Source organism: Wolbachia endosymbiont of Drosophila willistoni (assembly GCF_040084705.1).
In the GTDB taxonomy this organism is placed as follows: domain Bacteria; phylum Pseudomonadota; class Alphaproteobacteria; order Rickettsiales; family Anaplasmataceae; genus Wolbachia; species Wolbachia pipientis.
In genome coordinates this window covers 564,609-577,876 of record NZ_CP157591.1, presented here as the reverse complement: position 1 = coordinate 577,876, position 13,268 = coordinate 564,609, and the positions used below count along the sequence as shown (strand labels likewise).

Annotated in this window: 18 protein-coding genes; 12 read left to right on the top strand and 6 right to left on the bottom strand. The window is 34.0% G+C overall.

The window, feature by feature from the left end:
• The first annotated feature begins 52 nt into the window (after nucleotides 1-52).
• Nucleotides 53-928 (top strand): protein translocase subunit SecF, encoded by an 876-nt coding sequence (secF, locus tag ABL518_RS03055; RefSeq protein WP_010082185.1) that lies wholly within the window; start codon nucleotides 53-55, stop codon nucleotides 926-928.
• Between the two features lie 6 nt (nucleotides 929-934).
• Here the strand turns inward: secF and ABL518_RS03050 are convergent, their stop codons facing one another.
• Entirely contained in the window at nucleotides 935-1,450 is a 516-nt protein-coding gene (locus tag ABL518_RS03050) for a TIGR02281 family clan AA aspartic protease (RefSeq protein ID WP_006279648.1), read from the bottom strand.
• Nucleotides 1,451-1,584: 134 nt separating this feature from the next.
• Between ABL518_RS03050 and yidC the strand changes: the two genes are divergently transcribed.
• The 6 genes from yidC (at nucleotide 1,585) to ABL518_RS03020 (ending at nucleotide 5,496) form a co-directional block, all read left to right on the top strand.
• A complete protein-coding gene (yidC, locus tag ABL518_RS03045) occupies nucleotides 1,585-3,294 on the top strand; it encodes a membrane protein insertase YidC (RefSeq protein WP_095742636.1) in 1,710 nt (569 codons plus the stop codon).
• Complete coding sequence (locus ABL518_RS03040) at nucleotides 3,272-3,700, top strand: 6,7-dimethyl-8-ribityllumazine synthase (protein ID WP_006279647.1); 429 nt, start codon at nucleotides 3,272-3,274, stop codon at nucleotides 3,698-3,700. The genes yidC and ABL518_RS03040 overlap by 23 nt, the downstream gene beginning before the upstream one ends.
• Nucleotides 3,700-4,182 carry a transcription antitermination factor NusB gene (gene nusB / locus ABL518_RS03035; RefSeq protein WP_007549265.1) on the top strand — a complete coding sequence of 161 codons (483 nt, stop codon included), beginning with the start codon at nucleotides 3,700-3,702 and terminating at the stop codon, nucleotides 4,180-4,182. Before ABL518_RS03040 ends, nusB begins: the two co-directional genes overlap by 1 nt.
• Nucleotides 4,183-4,354: 172 nt before the next feature.
• The gene (locus ABL518_RS03030) at nucleotides 4,355-4,684 is read left to right on the top strand and encodes a transposase (protein WP_007548762.1); all 330 of its coding nucleotides are present in this window, start codon (nucleotides 4,355-4,357) and stop codon (nucleotides 4,682-4,684) included.
• On the top strand, nucleotides 4,668-5,288 hold the full coding sequence (locus tag ABL518_RS03025; RefSeq protein WP_095742635.1) for a transposase: 621 nt from the start codon (nucleotides 4,668-4,670) through the stop codon (nucleotides 5,286-5,288). The genes ABL518_RS03030 and ABL518_RS03025 overlap by 17 nt, the downstream gene beginning before the upstream one ends.
• A 40-nt stretch (nucleotides 5,289-5,328) precedes the next feature.
• Entirely contained in the window at nucleotides 5,329-5,496 is a 168-nt protein-coding gene (locus ABL518_RS03020) for a hypothetical protein (protein ID WP_167471207.1), read from the top strand.
• A gap of 121 nt (nucleotides 5,497-5,617) precedes the next feature.
• Here ABL518_RS03020 and ABL518_RS03015 read toward each other — a convergent pair whose 3' ends face one another.
• From ABL518_RS03015 to yihA, 4 genes are all read right to left on the bottom strand, one after another.
• Nucleotides 5,618-6,271: a hypothetical protein gene (locus tag ABL518_RS03015; protein WP_010082137.1), complete on the bottom strand. Its 654-nt coding sequence runs from the start codon at nucleotides 6,269-6,271 to the stop codon at nucleotides 5,618-5,620.
• Between the two features lie 63 nt (nucleotides 6,272-6,334).
• Nucleotides 6,335-6,796, bottom strand: a complete 462-nt coding sequence (dut, locus tag ABL518_RS03010; RefSeq protein ID WP_006279458.1) for a dUTP diphosphatase — start codon at nucleotides 6,794-6,796, stop codon at nucleotides 6,335-6,337.
• Between the two features lie 414 nt (nucleotides 6,797-7,210).
• The gene (gene argB, locus ABL518_RS03005; protein ID WP_010962459.1) at nucleotides 7,211-8,122 is read right to left on the bottom strand and encodes an acetylglutamate kinase; all 912 of its coding nucleotides are present in this window, start codon (nucleotides 8,120-8,122) and stop codon (nucleotides 7,211-7,213) included.
• Nucleotides 8,123-8,126: 4 nt separating this feature from the next.
• Nucleotides 8,127-8,720, bottom strand: a complete 594-nt coding sequence (gene yihA, locus ABL518_RS03000) for a ribosome biogenesis GTP-binding protein YihA/YsxC (protein WP_010962460.1) — start codon at nucleotides 8,718-8,720, stop codon at nucleotides 8,127-8,129.
• A 98-nt stretch (nucleotides 8,721-8,818) separates the two neighbouring features.
• Between yihA and prfA the strand changes: the two genes are divergently transcribed.
• The gene (gene prfA / locus ABL518_RS02995; RefSeq protein WP_007548640.1) at nucleotides 8,819-9,898 is read left to right on the top strand and encodes a peptide chain release factor 1; all 1,080 of its coding nucleotides are present in this window, start codon (nucleotides 8,819-8,821) and stop codon (nucleotides 9,896-9,898) included.
• 27 nt (nucleotides 9,899-9,925) lie between these two features.
• On the opposite strand, the gene ABL518_RS02990 is transcribed toward prfA, so the two are convergent.
• Nucleotides 9,926-11,089: a multidrug effflux MFS transporter gene (locus ABL518_RS02990; RefSeq protein ID WP_010082160.1), complete on the bottom strand. Its 1,164-nt coding sequence runs from the start codon at nucleotides 11,087-11,089 to the stop codon at nucleotides 9,926-9,928.
• Nucleotides 11,090-11,552: 463 nt separating this feature from the next.
• On the opposite strand from ABL518_RS02990, the gene ABL518_RS02985 reads away from it, so the two are divergent.
• The 4 genes from ABL518_RS02985 to ABL518_RS02970 all read left to right on the top strand — a co-directional run bounded on the left by ABL518_RS02985 (nucleotide 11,553) and on the right by ABL518_RS02970 (nucleotide 13,163).
• Entirely contained in the window at nucleotides 11,553-12,482 is a 930-nt protein-coding gene (locus ABL518_RS02985) for an AEC family transporter (protein ID WP_006279391.1), read from the top strand.
• A 209-nt stretch (nucleotides 12,483-12,691) separates the two neighbouring features.
• Nucleotides 12,692-12,826, top strand: a complete 135-nt coding sequence (locus ABL518_RS02980; protein WP_007548354.1) for an IS3 family transposase — start codon at nucleotides 12,692-12,694, stop codon at nucleotides 12,824-12,826.
• A complete protein-coding gene (locus ABL518_RS02975) occupies nucleotides 12,826-12,957 on the top strand; it encodes a hypothetical protein (protein ID WP_255322265.1) in 132 nt (43 codons plus the stop codon). Before ABL518_RS02980 ends, ABL518_RS02975 begins: the two co-directional genes overlap by 1 nt.
• Before the next feature lie 59 nt (nucleotides 12,958-13,016).
• Nucleotides 13,017-13,163 carry an IS3 family transposase gene (locus tag ABL518_RS02970; RefSeq protein WP_080717648.1) on the top strand — a complete coding sequence of 49 codons (147 nt, stop codon included), beginning with the start codon at nucleotides 13,017-13,019 and terminating at the stop codon, nucleotides 13,161-13,163.
• Nucleotides 13,164-13,268 lie beyond the last annotated feature (105 nt).

Genomic DNA, 13,268 nt, shown 5'->3' with positions numbered 1-13,268 from the left:
AAACTAGTGAATTTTTTGAAAAGTATATAAAATTCAAGTTTAAGTAAATAGCATGGCACTTAGACTCATTCCAGACAACCTCGATATCAAGTTTAGTAAATATAGGGATTTGACTGCATTAATTAGCATTATTCTTATCATCTTTTCAATATTCACTGTTGTGCTGCGTGGAGTGAACTTAGGCATAGACTTTGCAGGCGGAATTTTGATAGAGATAAAATCTTCAGATGAGAATCACTCTATTCTCGATGCATTAAAAGAAAATGGTTTTACAGTGCAGAGTTCAAAAGCGGGTGATAATTTAGTCATGCGTTTTAAAGATGAAGGAGATGAAGATAAAATCAAAAAGATAAAAAGCATACTAGAAGAAAAGCTGGGGAGCTCAATAAGCTATCGTAAAATAGACTATGTTGGCCCACAAATAAGCTCAACACAAATATTTGAAGGAATGTTATCCATGTTGATCGCGATTGTTGGAATATTTTTTTACGTTTGGTTTAGATTTAATTGGCAATGTGGATTCAGTGGAATAACAGCACTGATTCATGACGTGATTTTAACTGTTGGTTTTATTAGCCTAACTGGCATTGAGTTTAATATTTCATCAGTTGCAGCTCTCCTTACTGTCATTGGTTATTCAATCAATAACTCAGTAATTATATATGATCGGATTCGAGAGTATCGCAGGAGTGGTAAAAGTGGGCGGATGAGTGAGGTAGTAGATGCAAGTATCAACGCTACATTATTTCGCACTATATTAACTTCTGGTACAACCCTTCTTGCTGCTCTTCCTTTGGTATTAATCTGCACAGATGCAGTGAGAGACTTCAGCTTGATCATTTTTTTTGGTATTTTGATTGGCACTTGTTCTGCAATATTTATTTCTGCTCCTATATTGACCTACAGAGCTTTGATAAGTAGATTGTAGAAGTGTTTAGTCGCGGTATAATATCAACTTATTATCTCTTATAGTGAAATGAAAATACCTTAAAAAGCTCATTCCAAGTAGTGAATGAGACATAGAATGAGTGTTAACGCTTGCCTGTACATCATTAATCAAAAAATTTCCTATTTTAACTTGAGGTATTTGAACCACTCCAGCTTTTATTTGACCTTTCGCAGTTTCATATATTTTAAAATCCTGAACATTTTGTAAGTTAATACCAACATGTAATGCGTCTTTTTGTGATAGAACAATATCGGTTGCTCCAGTATCAAGCAAAAACGTTATATTGCGATCATTGACTTGAGCCTGAATATAAAAGTGTCCATCATATGACTTCGTAAATTCAATACTTCCACTATTCTGACCGCTATTTTGAATTCTTCCTTTATATGGTAAAAAAGTACTGAGAAATCTGTCGCTTAGTTTGTCCCTTTGTGAATCAATAAGCATTGCAGTAGTGGCTATTATTAGCAACCAAATAACTAGATTTTTCACCGCGTTCATATTGTTAAAATTTGAAGCTATTAAAATAAATTTTAAAGATCAGCGTTAAAAGTTATTATTAAAAATAAGTAAATTTCATTGTTTTAGTACAATATTTAGTATACACTTTAAGAAGATATGTTTGATTTAATTTCATGTCAGAAGCAAAAAGTTTAATTTTGGCAGCTATCCTTTCCATGTTAATCATGGTGTCTTGGCGTATTATTTATGATAATTTTTTTAGTACAAACCAAAACCAGCCATTGATTGAAAATATTGAACATATCGAATCTTTTAACGACCTTGCTCCTATAATATACCAAAATCGTTCTGAAATTATTAATTCTACTCGAGAACAGAGGGTTAGTTTAACCAATAACATGATTAAAGGATCAATTTCTCTGAAAGGTGCAAGGTTTGATGACTTAATTTTAACTAATTACCACTTAGAACCGAGTTCTTCTTCTCCACAAGTGGTGTTACTGTCACCTGCAGAATCAAAAGATGTATATTTTGCAGAATTTGGGTGGCTCGATCCGAGTAACAAGATTAAAGTTCCAGATTCTAAAGCAGTCTGGCGAGCAGATAAACTTAATCAAAAAGAGGTCAATTTATCTTGGGACAATGAGAATGGCATTTTATTTAGAATGAAAATTAACCTCGACGATAATTACATGTTTAAAGTTGAGCAAGTTGTTGAAAATAATACAAAGGATAATGTAGTTTTGGTTCCTTATGGTAAAATTAACCGTAAACGTGACAATATCAACGAATCTTATTGGATATCCCATGAAGGAGTACTGGGTGCATTTGATAATAAACTAGAGGAGTGGACATATAAGGATATTTCCAAAAAACATTTAATAAAAGCAAGCACGAGTGAAAAAAATTGGTTTGGTTTTGCTGATAAATACTGGCTCACAGCCATCATACCTGAAAAATCTGATAAAATAAATGTAAGCATTAAACACACAAACGTTAATAATACTGATAAATTCCAAGTAGATTTTGTCAAACCTTACAAGAGCATACTTCCTGGTGCAAGCGTTTCTAATGTGAATTATTTTTTTGCTGGAGCAAAAAAGTTGAATTTACTGGATTCTTATAAGGACACTCTCAATATACCCCTGTTTGATAAAGCTGTAGATTTTGGTGTTCTTTACTTTATAACTAAACCAGTGTTTTTACTGCTTGAATATTTTAACTTCGTTTTAAAAAATTTTGGCTTAGCAATATTATTGCTGACTTTAGTAATCAAACTTTTGATGCTTTCCTTATTTAATAGATCATATATTTCGATGTTTAAGGTAAAAAGCCTGCAGCCTGAATTAACTCGTATAAAAGAGTTGTATAAAAATGACAGCTTAAAGCAGCATAAAGAGACAATTGCATTGTTTAAGAGAAACAACGTAAATCCAATGTCGAGCATTTTTCCCATGCTAATACAAATACCGGTATTTTTTGCTCTATATAAAGTATTATTTGTTACTATAGAGATGAGGCATGCTCCTTTTTTTTTATGGATTAAGGATCTTTCAGCTCCTGACCCAACGAACATCTTTACATTATTTGGGTTGTTTAATTATAACTTTCCTATTTCTATAGGCATTTTACCTATAATTTTCGGTGCCACCATGATAATTCAGCAGAAGCTAAGTGAGAAAGATCAAACCAGTAAAGATGATATTCAAGTAAATGTTATGAAGTTTTTACCTTACATTTCTGTCTTTATTTTTTCTTCTTTTCCTGCCGGCCTGGTAATATATTGGATATTTAGTAATATTATAACTCTAATTCAACAGTCATTAATAAAGTTGTTTTTAACAAAAAAAGTGGTAGTAAATGTCGAGAATACTAATAGTTAATTCGATTTATTATACTGAAATAGCGAACCTTTTGCTTGAAGGTGCAATTGATAAATTAAAAGGCAGTAATGCCAGTTACGATGTAGTTGAGGTTCCTGGTACATTTGAGATACCAGCTACAATTCTTTTTGCAGTCAAGAGTGGGCATACTAATTATGATGGTTATTTAGCTCTTGGGTGCGTAATTCGCGGTGAAACCGATCATTATCAATATGTTTGTAAAGGAGTAATTGAAGGCTTAAATGAGGTTGTTATGCATTATGCAATACCCCTTGGTATGGGTGTAATTACCGCTGACAGCAAAGATAAAGCACTAGTTAGAGCTGATAAAAACAAAAAGAACGTTGGTGGCCATGCAGCCTCAACTGTTTTGCGTATGATAGATTTACACAATAAATTAAAATAATGGAGGAAAAACCAGTAGATAAAAAGTGGCGCATAAAAAGAAGCACGGCAAGATTTCTTGCTGTACAAATTGCTTATTCAAATATTTTCGTAGGTTACAACAAAAGCACTTTTAAACTGGAAAATTGTGAGCTTAAGGACTACATAAATAAGTTGAAAGATATATTTGAATGTGAAGAATTTGAACATCAGTTCTTAGAAAACTTGTTATATAAGGTTATAAAAAGCAGTGAAGAATATGATAAAATAATAGAGTCTTATTTACACCCAAGTTGGTCCCTTTCACGGTTAAATCTTATAAGCTTATCTATTTTGCGTGTTGCAATATGTGAGTTAGCTAATTGTGATACGCCAGTTCCAGTTGTCATTAATGAATATACTAACATTGCATCTGATTTACTTGATAAACCAAGCGAAATTGGTTTTATTAATGGGTTATTGGATAAGGCAAAAGATGCAGTTAAATTAAATAAAAATCCTTAGCAATTATAGCCAGCAAGCACAAGGTGTCATCCGAGTAGCTGCTGTATGAACATTGTCTACCAGATCCCAGTGCTTGACACTGGAATGGCTTTGTTGCATAGCAACTGAAAAAATCTGGTGGCTACTGACAAAATTCATTATAAAATAGCCATTTAACCTTGAAAGAAAAAATATGCCACAAAAAATGAGGGTCAGTAACCATAGCGAATATAACAAATTTCTAGAAAAAAGAGGAAATATTTTTCATTATATCAACGAAGCCATAGAAAAGTGGTACGAGAATGGTCCAAAAATACCAGGTGGCAACAATATTTATAGCGATAAAGTTGTAATTTTGGTGCACATAATAACTTGTTTATTTAGAATAGGCCTGAGGCAAACAGTTGGGTTTATAGCAGGATACCTTGAGCAAATTGGGAAAAATTTGCAAGTTATCAGCTATTCACAATCATCAAGAAGGTTTAAGAAACTCAATATTAAGATCAATGATTGCAGAAAATAATATGGAAGATATCGAAATTGCTATAGACAGTACAGGAATTAGTATATACAACAACACTCCTGGTCATAGCAAAGAAAATAGCGAAGATAGAAAGTATCGCAGCTATGAACAGACAAGAAAATTGCATGTAATGTTGAATACAAACAGCAAAAAAGCCATAGCTGTGAAATACAGTAACGGTGTCTACTCTGATCACTATGGAGCTTGTGATTTGCTAAAAGAAGTCGATTTTCAGTATGTCATAAAAGTACTATATGCAGATAGGGCATGTGATAGGCACAAGTTTTATAAGTTGTGTAACGAATATGATATAAAGACAAAAATTCCACCAATAAACAATGCGGCAGAACATCCAGAAATAGATTATATGTCTGACAGGAATGCTGCTATTAGGTTAATAAAATTATACGGTGAAGATGGCATGAAAGAATGGAAAAAAGAAGTAAATTATGGGAAAAGATCTTATATTGAAGGGTTTTTCTCAAGATTAAAGCAAATATTCGGATTTAGTTTTAGGAATAAATCTGAGATAAATCGAGAAAAAGAACTAAATGCTATTTGCTTAATAAATTCACTGATATTGGTATGGCTAAATTTGAGATAGTTACATGAATTTACCATAAATCACCATCTCATAAAGTGTGATGCAACAAAGCCATCCCAGTGTCAGCTACTTGGATGACAAGAAAGGAAGCACTGGAATGACATTATCTGTTGTGCAATTTACCTTCAAAAATGAATGTTTGTACAGTTATGTGTCAAGCACTGGGATGACAAGAAAGGGAACACTGGAATTTTTGTTTCAGCATTAGCCATGCATCTAAACAGATACGTTGCCTTGAGAATCGCAACATCCATGCAGTTATGCGCGTAACACTAAAAATCAAAAAAAACAAAGAGGCAGACTTAATCTACCTCTTTTATTTCACTTGGCTATACTGTCTGTTGTTGAGAAGCAACTTGTTCAACAATAAGTGAGCCTAAATAAGTGTTAACCCCTTTAGCACCATCTTTGTCTAAACCTAATGTTTTATTCCACTTTGTTTCATTTACTGCCTCGAACTTACCTTCATCGTTTTTCTCTTTTAGTGAACCTATCTCGAAGAGTAAAGTATTGCCTAGCGTATTGGTAAGCTGATTAATATCAACAATAATACGGTAGTTCTTGCCTTCTAAGCTGAAGGCTATATAATGTTTACCCTTTTCTACCTTACCTTCTTCATCTTTAACTTGGTTATTCCTTGCCATTTCCTTAAATGTGTCTTTTGTTACTAGCAATGCTGTTTCTTTACCGTTTTTTCTATCGTTATTAACAACAATCTTCGGAGCTCTCAACTCAGATATTTCATTGTTTTTGCTGATAGCGTATATTGCTGAACTAACCAGTGCAACAGCAACAATTGCTAATATACCGATTCCAAGTGGTGTAGCTGCAAAAGCTGCAAGTGGAGCAAGCGTGCAAGTTGAAGACACCCAATATGGTGCTGAAAGTGCTACTGCTGCGCCTATGACATACAAAGAAGTAAGTGCAACAAGTGCAGTATTTGTTTTGTGGAATTGACCACAGTGATTTTTGAAAGTTAGCATAAACGACCTCAAATATTAATATGCTTAAATAAAAAAACTGTCATAGTCAAGCTTTTTCGTAAGCTACCTGCCGCTTGAGCCAAAGCCCCCTGCATTGCGACCGGTTTCTTCTGCGCAGAATTCTTCTCTGTCATCCCAAATTACCTGAGATACAGGAGAAATAAGGATTTGTGCGATTCTATCTCCTCTTTTTATTTCGTATGGCTGATTACTTAGATTAATTAGACAAATTTTAACTTCACCTCGATAATCAGAGTCTATAGTGCCCGGAGAATTTAAGACAGTGATTCCATGTTTTGCAGCAAGACCAGAACGTGGGCGGATTTGCCCCTCAAAACCGTTTGGTATTGCAATCACAATTCCAGTTGGAACAAGTAATCTTTCAAGTGGATTTAAAACAGCAGAATCATTCAATGCAGCATAAAGATCCATGCCAGCACTCTGCGTAGTTGCATAACATGGAAGAGACAAGTCTTCTCCGTGTGATAATCTTTTTATTTCTACTTTAATTTTACTTCTTTGCACTCCAATTTACCATCTATGAAGACTCAATTATAGCATGTAAATTGTATCTGCAAAAGTGATAAATGTAAATGATGTCATTCCAGCGCGTGACGCTAGGCCATAAAATTCCTTGACAAGTTCAGTGCTCCTTTTTTTGTCATCCCAGTGCCTCTATGATGTCATTCCAGTCTGGAATCTAGTCCTTATTATGCAGCCACTTGGTTGAAATTAAGTCTTCTGGATCCCAGTGTCTGGGCACTGGGATGACATCATAAGGGCGCTGGGATGACACCCTGACAACCGTCATCCCGCTACTTGTTAGCGGGATCTAGAGATACCGCGAATGAATCGCGGTATGACGTAGATTGTTGTCATTCCAGTGTCAGCTACTTGAATGACACCCTCTTGGTATTCGTGTAGTTGCAAGCAGTATAGCTATAAATCACTCACAATCGATATGCTTGAATTACTCTCAGTAAATAAATCAAGCATAATGTTAGATATTCTACCATCAACTATGTGAACAACTCCAGCACATTCCTCCGCCATTTTAACGTATGCCATAAGCCTTTCAATAAATTTTTCCCCTTTAATTTTCCCACAATCAATCGATGCATTTAAATTTTTAACAGATATCTTCCTGCCACCAATTTTATCTATTTCTTCATCTGTGTCACTCAAGATTATCATTTTAGATGCAGAAACTGCGATTGCGATTGCGCTTGCAGTGCTATCGGCATCAATATGATATGTTTCCCCATCTTTTCCATGACCAATTGGTGCAATAACTGGTATAAAATCTGATTCTTCAATAAAAAATAATATATCAGGATTGATTTCAGTGGGTCTACCGATGAACCCCATGTCTAATATCTTTTCGATATTATTTGATCTATCTTCTCTAAGCGTAGCGGTTATTTTTTCGGCTTTAATTAAGTTACCATCTTTTCCACATAATCCAATAGCTGAACCACCAGCAGAATTTATATACTGAACAATTTTTTTATTAACTGAACCACACAGTGCCATTTCAATGATTTTCATAGTGTCTTTGTCTGTAAGTCTGATACCATTCACAAACTTACTGTTCATATCCAGCATTTTTAACACTGAGTTAATTTCATATTCTCCGTCATGAATTATTACCGGATTTATACCAAGCTGCTTCAACAAGACAACATTATGCACAAAAGTATTAAATAGTGTTTCATCTAAGATTATTGTACCACCGCATTTAATGACAAAAGTCTCGCCTACAAAGCTAGGTATGTTAGATAGCACTTCAAGTAATATTTCTGCTTTTTGTTCAAATGATACCTCACCCTTTAAAAATTCACTACTCTTCATTTTTTTATCTTGTAAACTTGAAAAACTCATCTCTTACCTTGGTTATTTTATGCTTAACACGGATGCTCATTTGATGAATTGACACATTCTCATTATTAATCCATTTTTGAATATCTTCTATAACAGCACCTAAGCTTTTTTGACTTACTTTATCTATTTTTGTTAGCACAATGTTAAAGTTAATGTTATTATATATTAACCAATAAATGAAGTCTTTGTCTATTTCTTTTAATCCTACCTTGCTATCTATCAACACAAACACTCTTCTTAGATTTTCTCTTTGAATTAGATAATACTCAATTAAGTTTAAATATTGTATAATTTCCTCCTTGCCTGCATGAGAGTAGCCATACCCTGGTAGATCAACAAGTCTGAACTTATCATCGTACATAGAGTAAAAATTTATTTGTCTAGTGCATCCAGGTTTAGAGGAAACTCTGGCAGCTTTTTTGCTGTTTATCAGTAAGTTGATCAGACTGGATTTTCCTACATTTGATCTACCAGCAAACGCAATCTCTGGAGCCGACTCATTTGGTAATGATTTTATATCCGAAGCTCCAAATATGAAATTGCAGTTTGATGTTATCTGTTTTGCCATTATATTCAACTAGAAGGTAGTAGGTATATTATAGTGTTATTGCTTGATATAAGAAATTTTTTATTTCAGTATATATTACTTAGCTAGATCTGTGCTATATGGATATGGAAAATAATTTACAAGACTTAAAGAAAAAATTTAATGATATAGAGAGGAATTTGGAAAATCCTACCAATTTAAGTCAAAAAGAATTCATTACCCTTTCAAAGGAATACTCTGAGCTCAGGCCAATAATCAAGATAATTGATGAATATAACACGCTGAAAGAGGAAATTTCAGACTTAGAAGAAATAATGAAAGATGAAAACAGCGAAGGTGATATAAAAGAGTTAGCAAAAGAAGAATTTTTCGAAAAGCACAAGGTATTATTACCAAAAATAAAAGCAAAATTAAAGTTAGCATTATTGCCCAAAGATGAAGATGACTCAAGAAATGCAATATTAGAAATTAGAGCAGGTACAGGCGGAGAAGAAGCAGCATTATTTGCAGCAATGTTATTTCGTATGTATCAAAAATATGCAGAAAGAAGAAATTGGAAGTTCGAGCCAATAAGCATTTCTAATACAGGTATAGGTGGATATAAGGAAGCTTCTGCACTCATTAATGGAACAGAAGTTTTTGCAAGGTTGAAATTTGAATCAGGAGTGCACAGAGTACAGAGAGTGCCAGAAACTGAATCTTCAGGAAGGTTGCATACCTCTGCCGCTACTGTTGCGATATTACCTGAAGTAGAAGAAGTTGACTTTAAAATAGAAGAAAAAGACTTACGAATAGATGTTTATAGATCCAGTGGTCCTGGAGGGCAATCAGTGAATACAACTGACAGCGCAGTAAGGGTCACCCACTTGCCAACAGGGATAGTTGTGATACAGCAAGATGAAAAATCGCAGCATAAAAATAAAGCTAAAGCGCTCAAAGTATTGAGGGCAAGGCTATACGAAATTGAAAGACAAAAAAAAGAAATGGAAAGGTCAACAATGAGGAAAAGTCAGATTGGCTCTGGTGATCGTTCCGAGCGCATAAGAACATATAATTTCCCACAATCAAGAATAACAGACCACAGAATTAATCTAACTTCACATCGGCTAGAGCAGATTATAAAAGAAGGCGAACTAGATGAATTTATTGAGGCATTAATCTCACGTAATGAAGCAGAAAGATTGGCAGGGGAAAGTTAGCAGCCTACAATGGAATATCTTTATTAATTACATAGGATCTTTTAAACGCAATAGATAGACAGTAAAAACAAGTTCTAGTACTATCGCGGATAAAACAAGAACAGCTACACTAATTGTTTGACCATTGTAAATGTAGCTTGTTAAGCCGATAAAAATAGCCATGATAAAAGCTCTAATGAACGAGACTGCAGAAGAAGCTGTGCCTTTAATTTCAGGGAAAACATTTATTGATGCATTAAAAATCACTGGCTGGAAAATTGCACAACCGATAGAAAAAATAATCATAGACAGTGTTACTAAGTAGAAAGAGTGGGGTACAATTATACTGAATATTACAAGCAATAGAGACCCAATAGCACCCACGCTCGTACCAGAAATTACACACTTTATTGCTCCAAGTTTCTGCAAGATTTTGCCAGCAAATAGACTGATGAGTGAGAAGCACCCAACTATTGCACCTTGATGTAGTGCATAAATAGTGCTAGATAAACCAAAAGTCTTCATATACAGAAAAGGTCCACAAGTAATGAATGACATATACGCAGCAGAAAAGAGGCTTGACATCAAAGACAACGTAACAAACCTCGGATTAGATAGTAGTTTTCTGTAATCTTTCATCGTTTTTTTCAAACTGAAAATATCGCGGTTCTTTTTTGTTTCTGGTAACGCTAAAAGCAGCAAAACCCAAGAGATCAAACAAAGTATTGCAACAGTTGCATAATTACCACGCCATCCTACAATTTCATTGATGAAACTGCCTAACACTGGCGCAATTGCCATGACAACTGTAAGAACAGAATTCATGATTCCAATAAATTTCACCGCTTCGTCGCCTTTGTAGCTGTCTGCAACGATTGCAAACACAACTACAGATGTGCTAACACCAATGCCCTGAACAAAGCGAGAGATTAAAAGCCAAAAAATCGACGGTGCAAAAACACAACCAACAGCGCCGATTAATAACAAAGTGTTACCTATGATCATAATTCTCCTTCTGCCATAGCATTCAGACAATGGACCAAAAAACAACCCTCCTATGCAAAAGCCTAGGAAATTATAAGCAATAGTTAATTGAATTATGCCTTCCGGTACGTTAAAATGGTGCACCATATCAGGAAAACTAGGTACGGAAATGTCAATTTCAATGAACTTGGCAATGAGAGACAGGATTAACAGAAATGGTAGTAACATTTGAGATTTTTAATTAATGAATAAAAATATCACATTTAAAGCGTTGAAAGAAAACATTTTTTACTGTTATTAAAATGGTTAGAAACACCTCATGTGAAGGAATGGTGGATAAATTGGACACTAGGGTTAATTAAAGAAAAATATGACAACTATGTTAAAGCTCTTACTCTCTGTCCTAACTTTACTTATTTCCTCTTACTTTTTCAACAGTCCGTCTAAATTACTACAAGCAGTTTAATTTTTAGTAAATATGTCATTATTCAAAAATATGCAAGAAGCTTTACAGAAACTTAACATAATTTTATCATACAAATGTCATTCTTAAGTCCTATGTAAAAACAAATTTTGGCACTAATTTAATTAACTATGAGCTGGATAAATTGGAAAATAAATTTTGTTTACTTTTACAACACCTTAAGATCTAATGTCACTTTATCAATCAAAAATATTACAATAGGCTAGTATGTTCCTTACTCTTTTTCTCAAAATATTACCTATTTATATTACAATATTTATTGGTTACTTAGCAGGAAAATATCTTAAAATTGATAGAAACACTATATCTCAAATACTTTTTTATATAGCTAATCCAATAGTGATTTTATATGGAGTCTCTCATACAGAAGTTAACTTAAAAGTAATTTCTCTGCCGATTTTGATATGGTTTATAGGTAGCACTATGTCCTTATCAGTGTATTATCTTTCTTCTTTTTTATTTAAGGATAACACAAGAAACATATTAGCATTTAGCTCGGGCAGCACAAGTATGGGTTATTTTGGCCTGCCGATTGCCATGGCTTTATTTGATGAAGATTCAGTATCTGTATATGTTGTTTGTTATATAGGAATGGCGCTATTTGAAAACAGCTTAGGATTTTACATAGCTGCAAATGGTATTTATACCGCAAAAGAATGCATATTAAAGTTGTTCAAACTTCCTTCGCTTTATGCGATGGTTCTGGGCTTCTTTTTAAGTATATACGATATACAAATACCTACTTTTTTAACAGATGTTATGATGAATATTAGAAGTACATTTGTCACATTAGGAATGGTGCTACTTGGAGTGAGCATTGCGAATATTGCAAGCTTTAAAATAGATTGGAAGCTTGCTTTGATCACTATTACAGCAAAGTACGTATTCTGGCCACTGTTTGTTTTAGGAATTGTCCTTTTAGACAAGCATGTTATAGGTATATACGATGAGAGCATATATAAAGCACTGATGTTGCTGGCTATTATTCCAGTTTCTGGGTCCAGTATAATACTTGCTAATATTTTGAATTATCAACCAGATAAAGCTACTCTGTTGCTTCTAATCAGTACTGCAGTGGGACTGTTTTATGTTCCACTAATAATATCATTATTTTTTACTAAACTTGTTCCTTTTTGATCAAAAAATTAAGCGCTTGCACAACCATTATTTGGGTAACAACACAAGACATTGATAAAACTTGAATTTATAGCTAAAGCAACTTCTACAATTTGGTAACCCGTCATCCCGCTACTAGTTAGCGCCGCGGCGGTAAATTGACCTTACCCAGAAAAAGTAGAGAGAAAGTTAAGACGTTTTTGGAGTAAAATAAAACGTTTTTTCAAAATATGACAAATAGAAGAGAATATACAGCAGAATTCAAATTAGAAGCTGTTAAGCTGGTTAAAGAAACAGGTCAAGCAAGTACAAAAATAGCAAAAGATCTAGGTATAGATGGCAGTATGTTAAGTAAGAAAATATAATGGAAAAATGTCTGGAGCATACGCATTTCCAGGCAAAGGCTCCTTATGACAAAGAAAGATTTGATCTAAAAAAAGAGCTAATAAGAGAAAGAGACATCTTAAAAAAAGCCCTGGGCAAAGAAAAAGAGTAAAGTATTCTTTTATATAGAAATTGCTATAAAACACAGGAACTATGTAGGGTTTTGTACTGGTGGTATGGGTTGCTAAGGAAAAAAGCAGTAAAGAATTAGCAAAAGAAGGGCTTCTAGCAGATATTCAAAAAATACATCAAGCTTCTAAATGCAGATATGGAGCCCCTAAAATTCACGCTGAATTAAAAGCTTTAGGCAAAAATTAAAACAGTACAAAGTGTTATGCAAGAAAATGGCATTAAAGCCAAGTTTAGACGAAGGTTCAAAAATAAAAAACAGCAAATAAGCAACCGAGTTGTGGCTCCGAACAC

Bases quoted from the DNA above. Each gene is read 5' to 3' on its own strand.
- secF (WP_010082185.1), top strand. From the start codon at position 53: ATGGCACTTAGACTCATTCCAGACAACCTCGATATCAAGTTTAGTAAA.
- ABL518_RS03050 (WP_006279648.1), bottom strand. From the start codon at position 1,450: ATGAACGCGGTGAAAAATCTAGTTATTTGGTTGCTAATAATAGCCACT.
- yidC (WP_095742636.1), top strand. From the start codon at position 1,585: ATGTCAGAAGCAAAAAGTTTAATTTTGGCAGCTATCCTTTCCATGTTA.
- ABL518_RS03040 (WP_006279647.1), top strand. From the start codon at position 3,272: ATGTCGAGAATACTAATAGTTAATTCGATTTATTATACTGAAATAGCG.
- nusB (WP_007549265.1), top strand. From the start codon at position 3,700: ATGGAGGAAAAACCAGTAGATAAAAAGTGGCGCATAAAAAGAAGCACG.
- ABL518_RS03030 (WP_007548762.1), top strand. From the start codon at position 4,355: ATGCCACAAAAAATGAGGGTCAGTAACCATAGCGAATATAACAAATTT.
- ABL518_RS03025 (WP_095742635.1), top strand. From the start codon at position 4,668: ATGATTGCAGAAAATAATATGGAAGATATCGAAATTGCTATAGACAGT.
- ABL518_RS03020 (WP_167471207.1), top strand. From the start codon at position 5,329: ATGCAACAAAGCCATCCCAGTGTCAGCTACTTGGATGACAAGAAAGGA.
- ABL518_RS03015 (WP_010082137.1), bottom strand. From the start codon at position 6,271: ATGCTAACTTTCAAAAATCACTGTGGTCAATTCCACAAAACAAATACT.
- argB (WP_010962459.1), bottom strand. From the start codon at position 8,122: ATGAAGAGTAGTGAATTTTTAAAGGGTGAGGTATCATTTGAACAAAAA.
- yihA (WP_010962460.1), bottom strand. From the start codon at position 8,720: ATGGCAAAACAGATAACATCAAACTGCAATTTCATATTTGGAGCTTCG.
- prfA (WP_007548640.1), top strand. From the start codon at position 8,819: ATGGATATGGAAAATAATTTACAAGACTTAAAGAAAAAATTTAATGAT.
- ABL518_RS02990 (WP_010082160.1), bottom strand. From the start codon at position 11,089: ATGTTACTACCATTTCTGTTAATCCTGTCTCTCATTGCCAAGTTCATT.
- ABL518_RS02985 (WP_006279391.1), top strand. From the start codon at position 11,553: ATGTTCCTTACTCTTTTTCTCAAAATATTACCTATTTATATTACAATA.
- ABL518_RS02980 (WP_007548354.1), top strand. From the start codon at position 12,692: ATGACAAATAGAAGAGAATATACAGCAGAATTCAAATTAGAAGCTGTT.
- ABL518_RS02975 (WP_255322265.1), top strand. From the start codon at position 12,826: ATGGAAAAATGTCTGGAGCATACGCATTTCCAGGCAAAGGCTCCTTAT.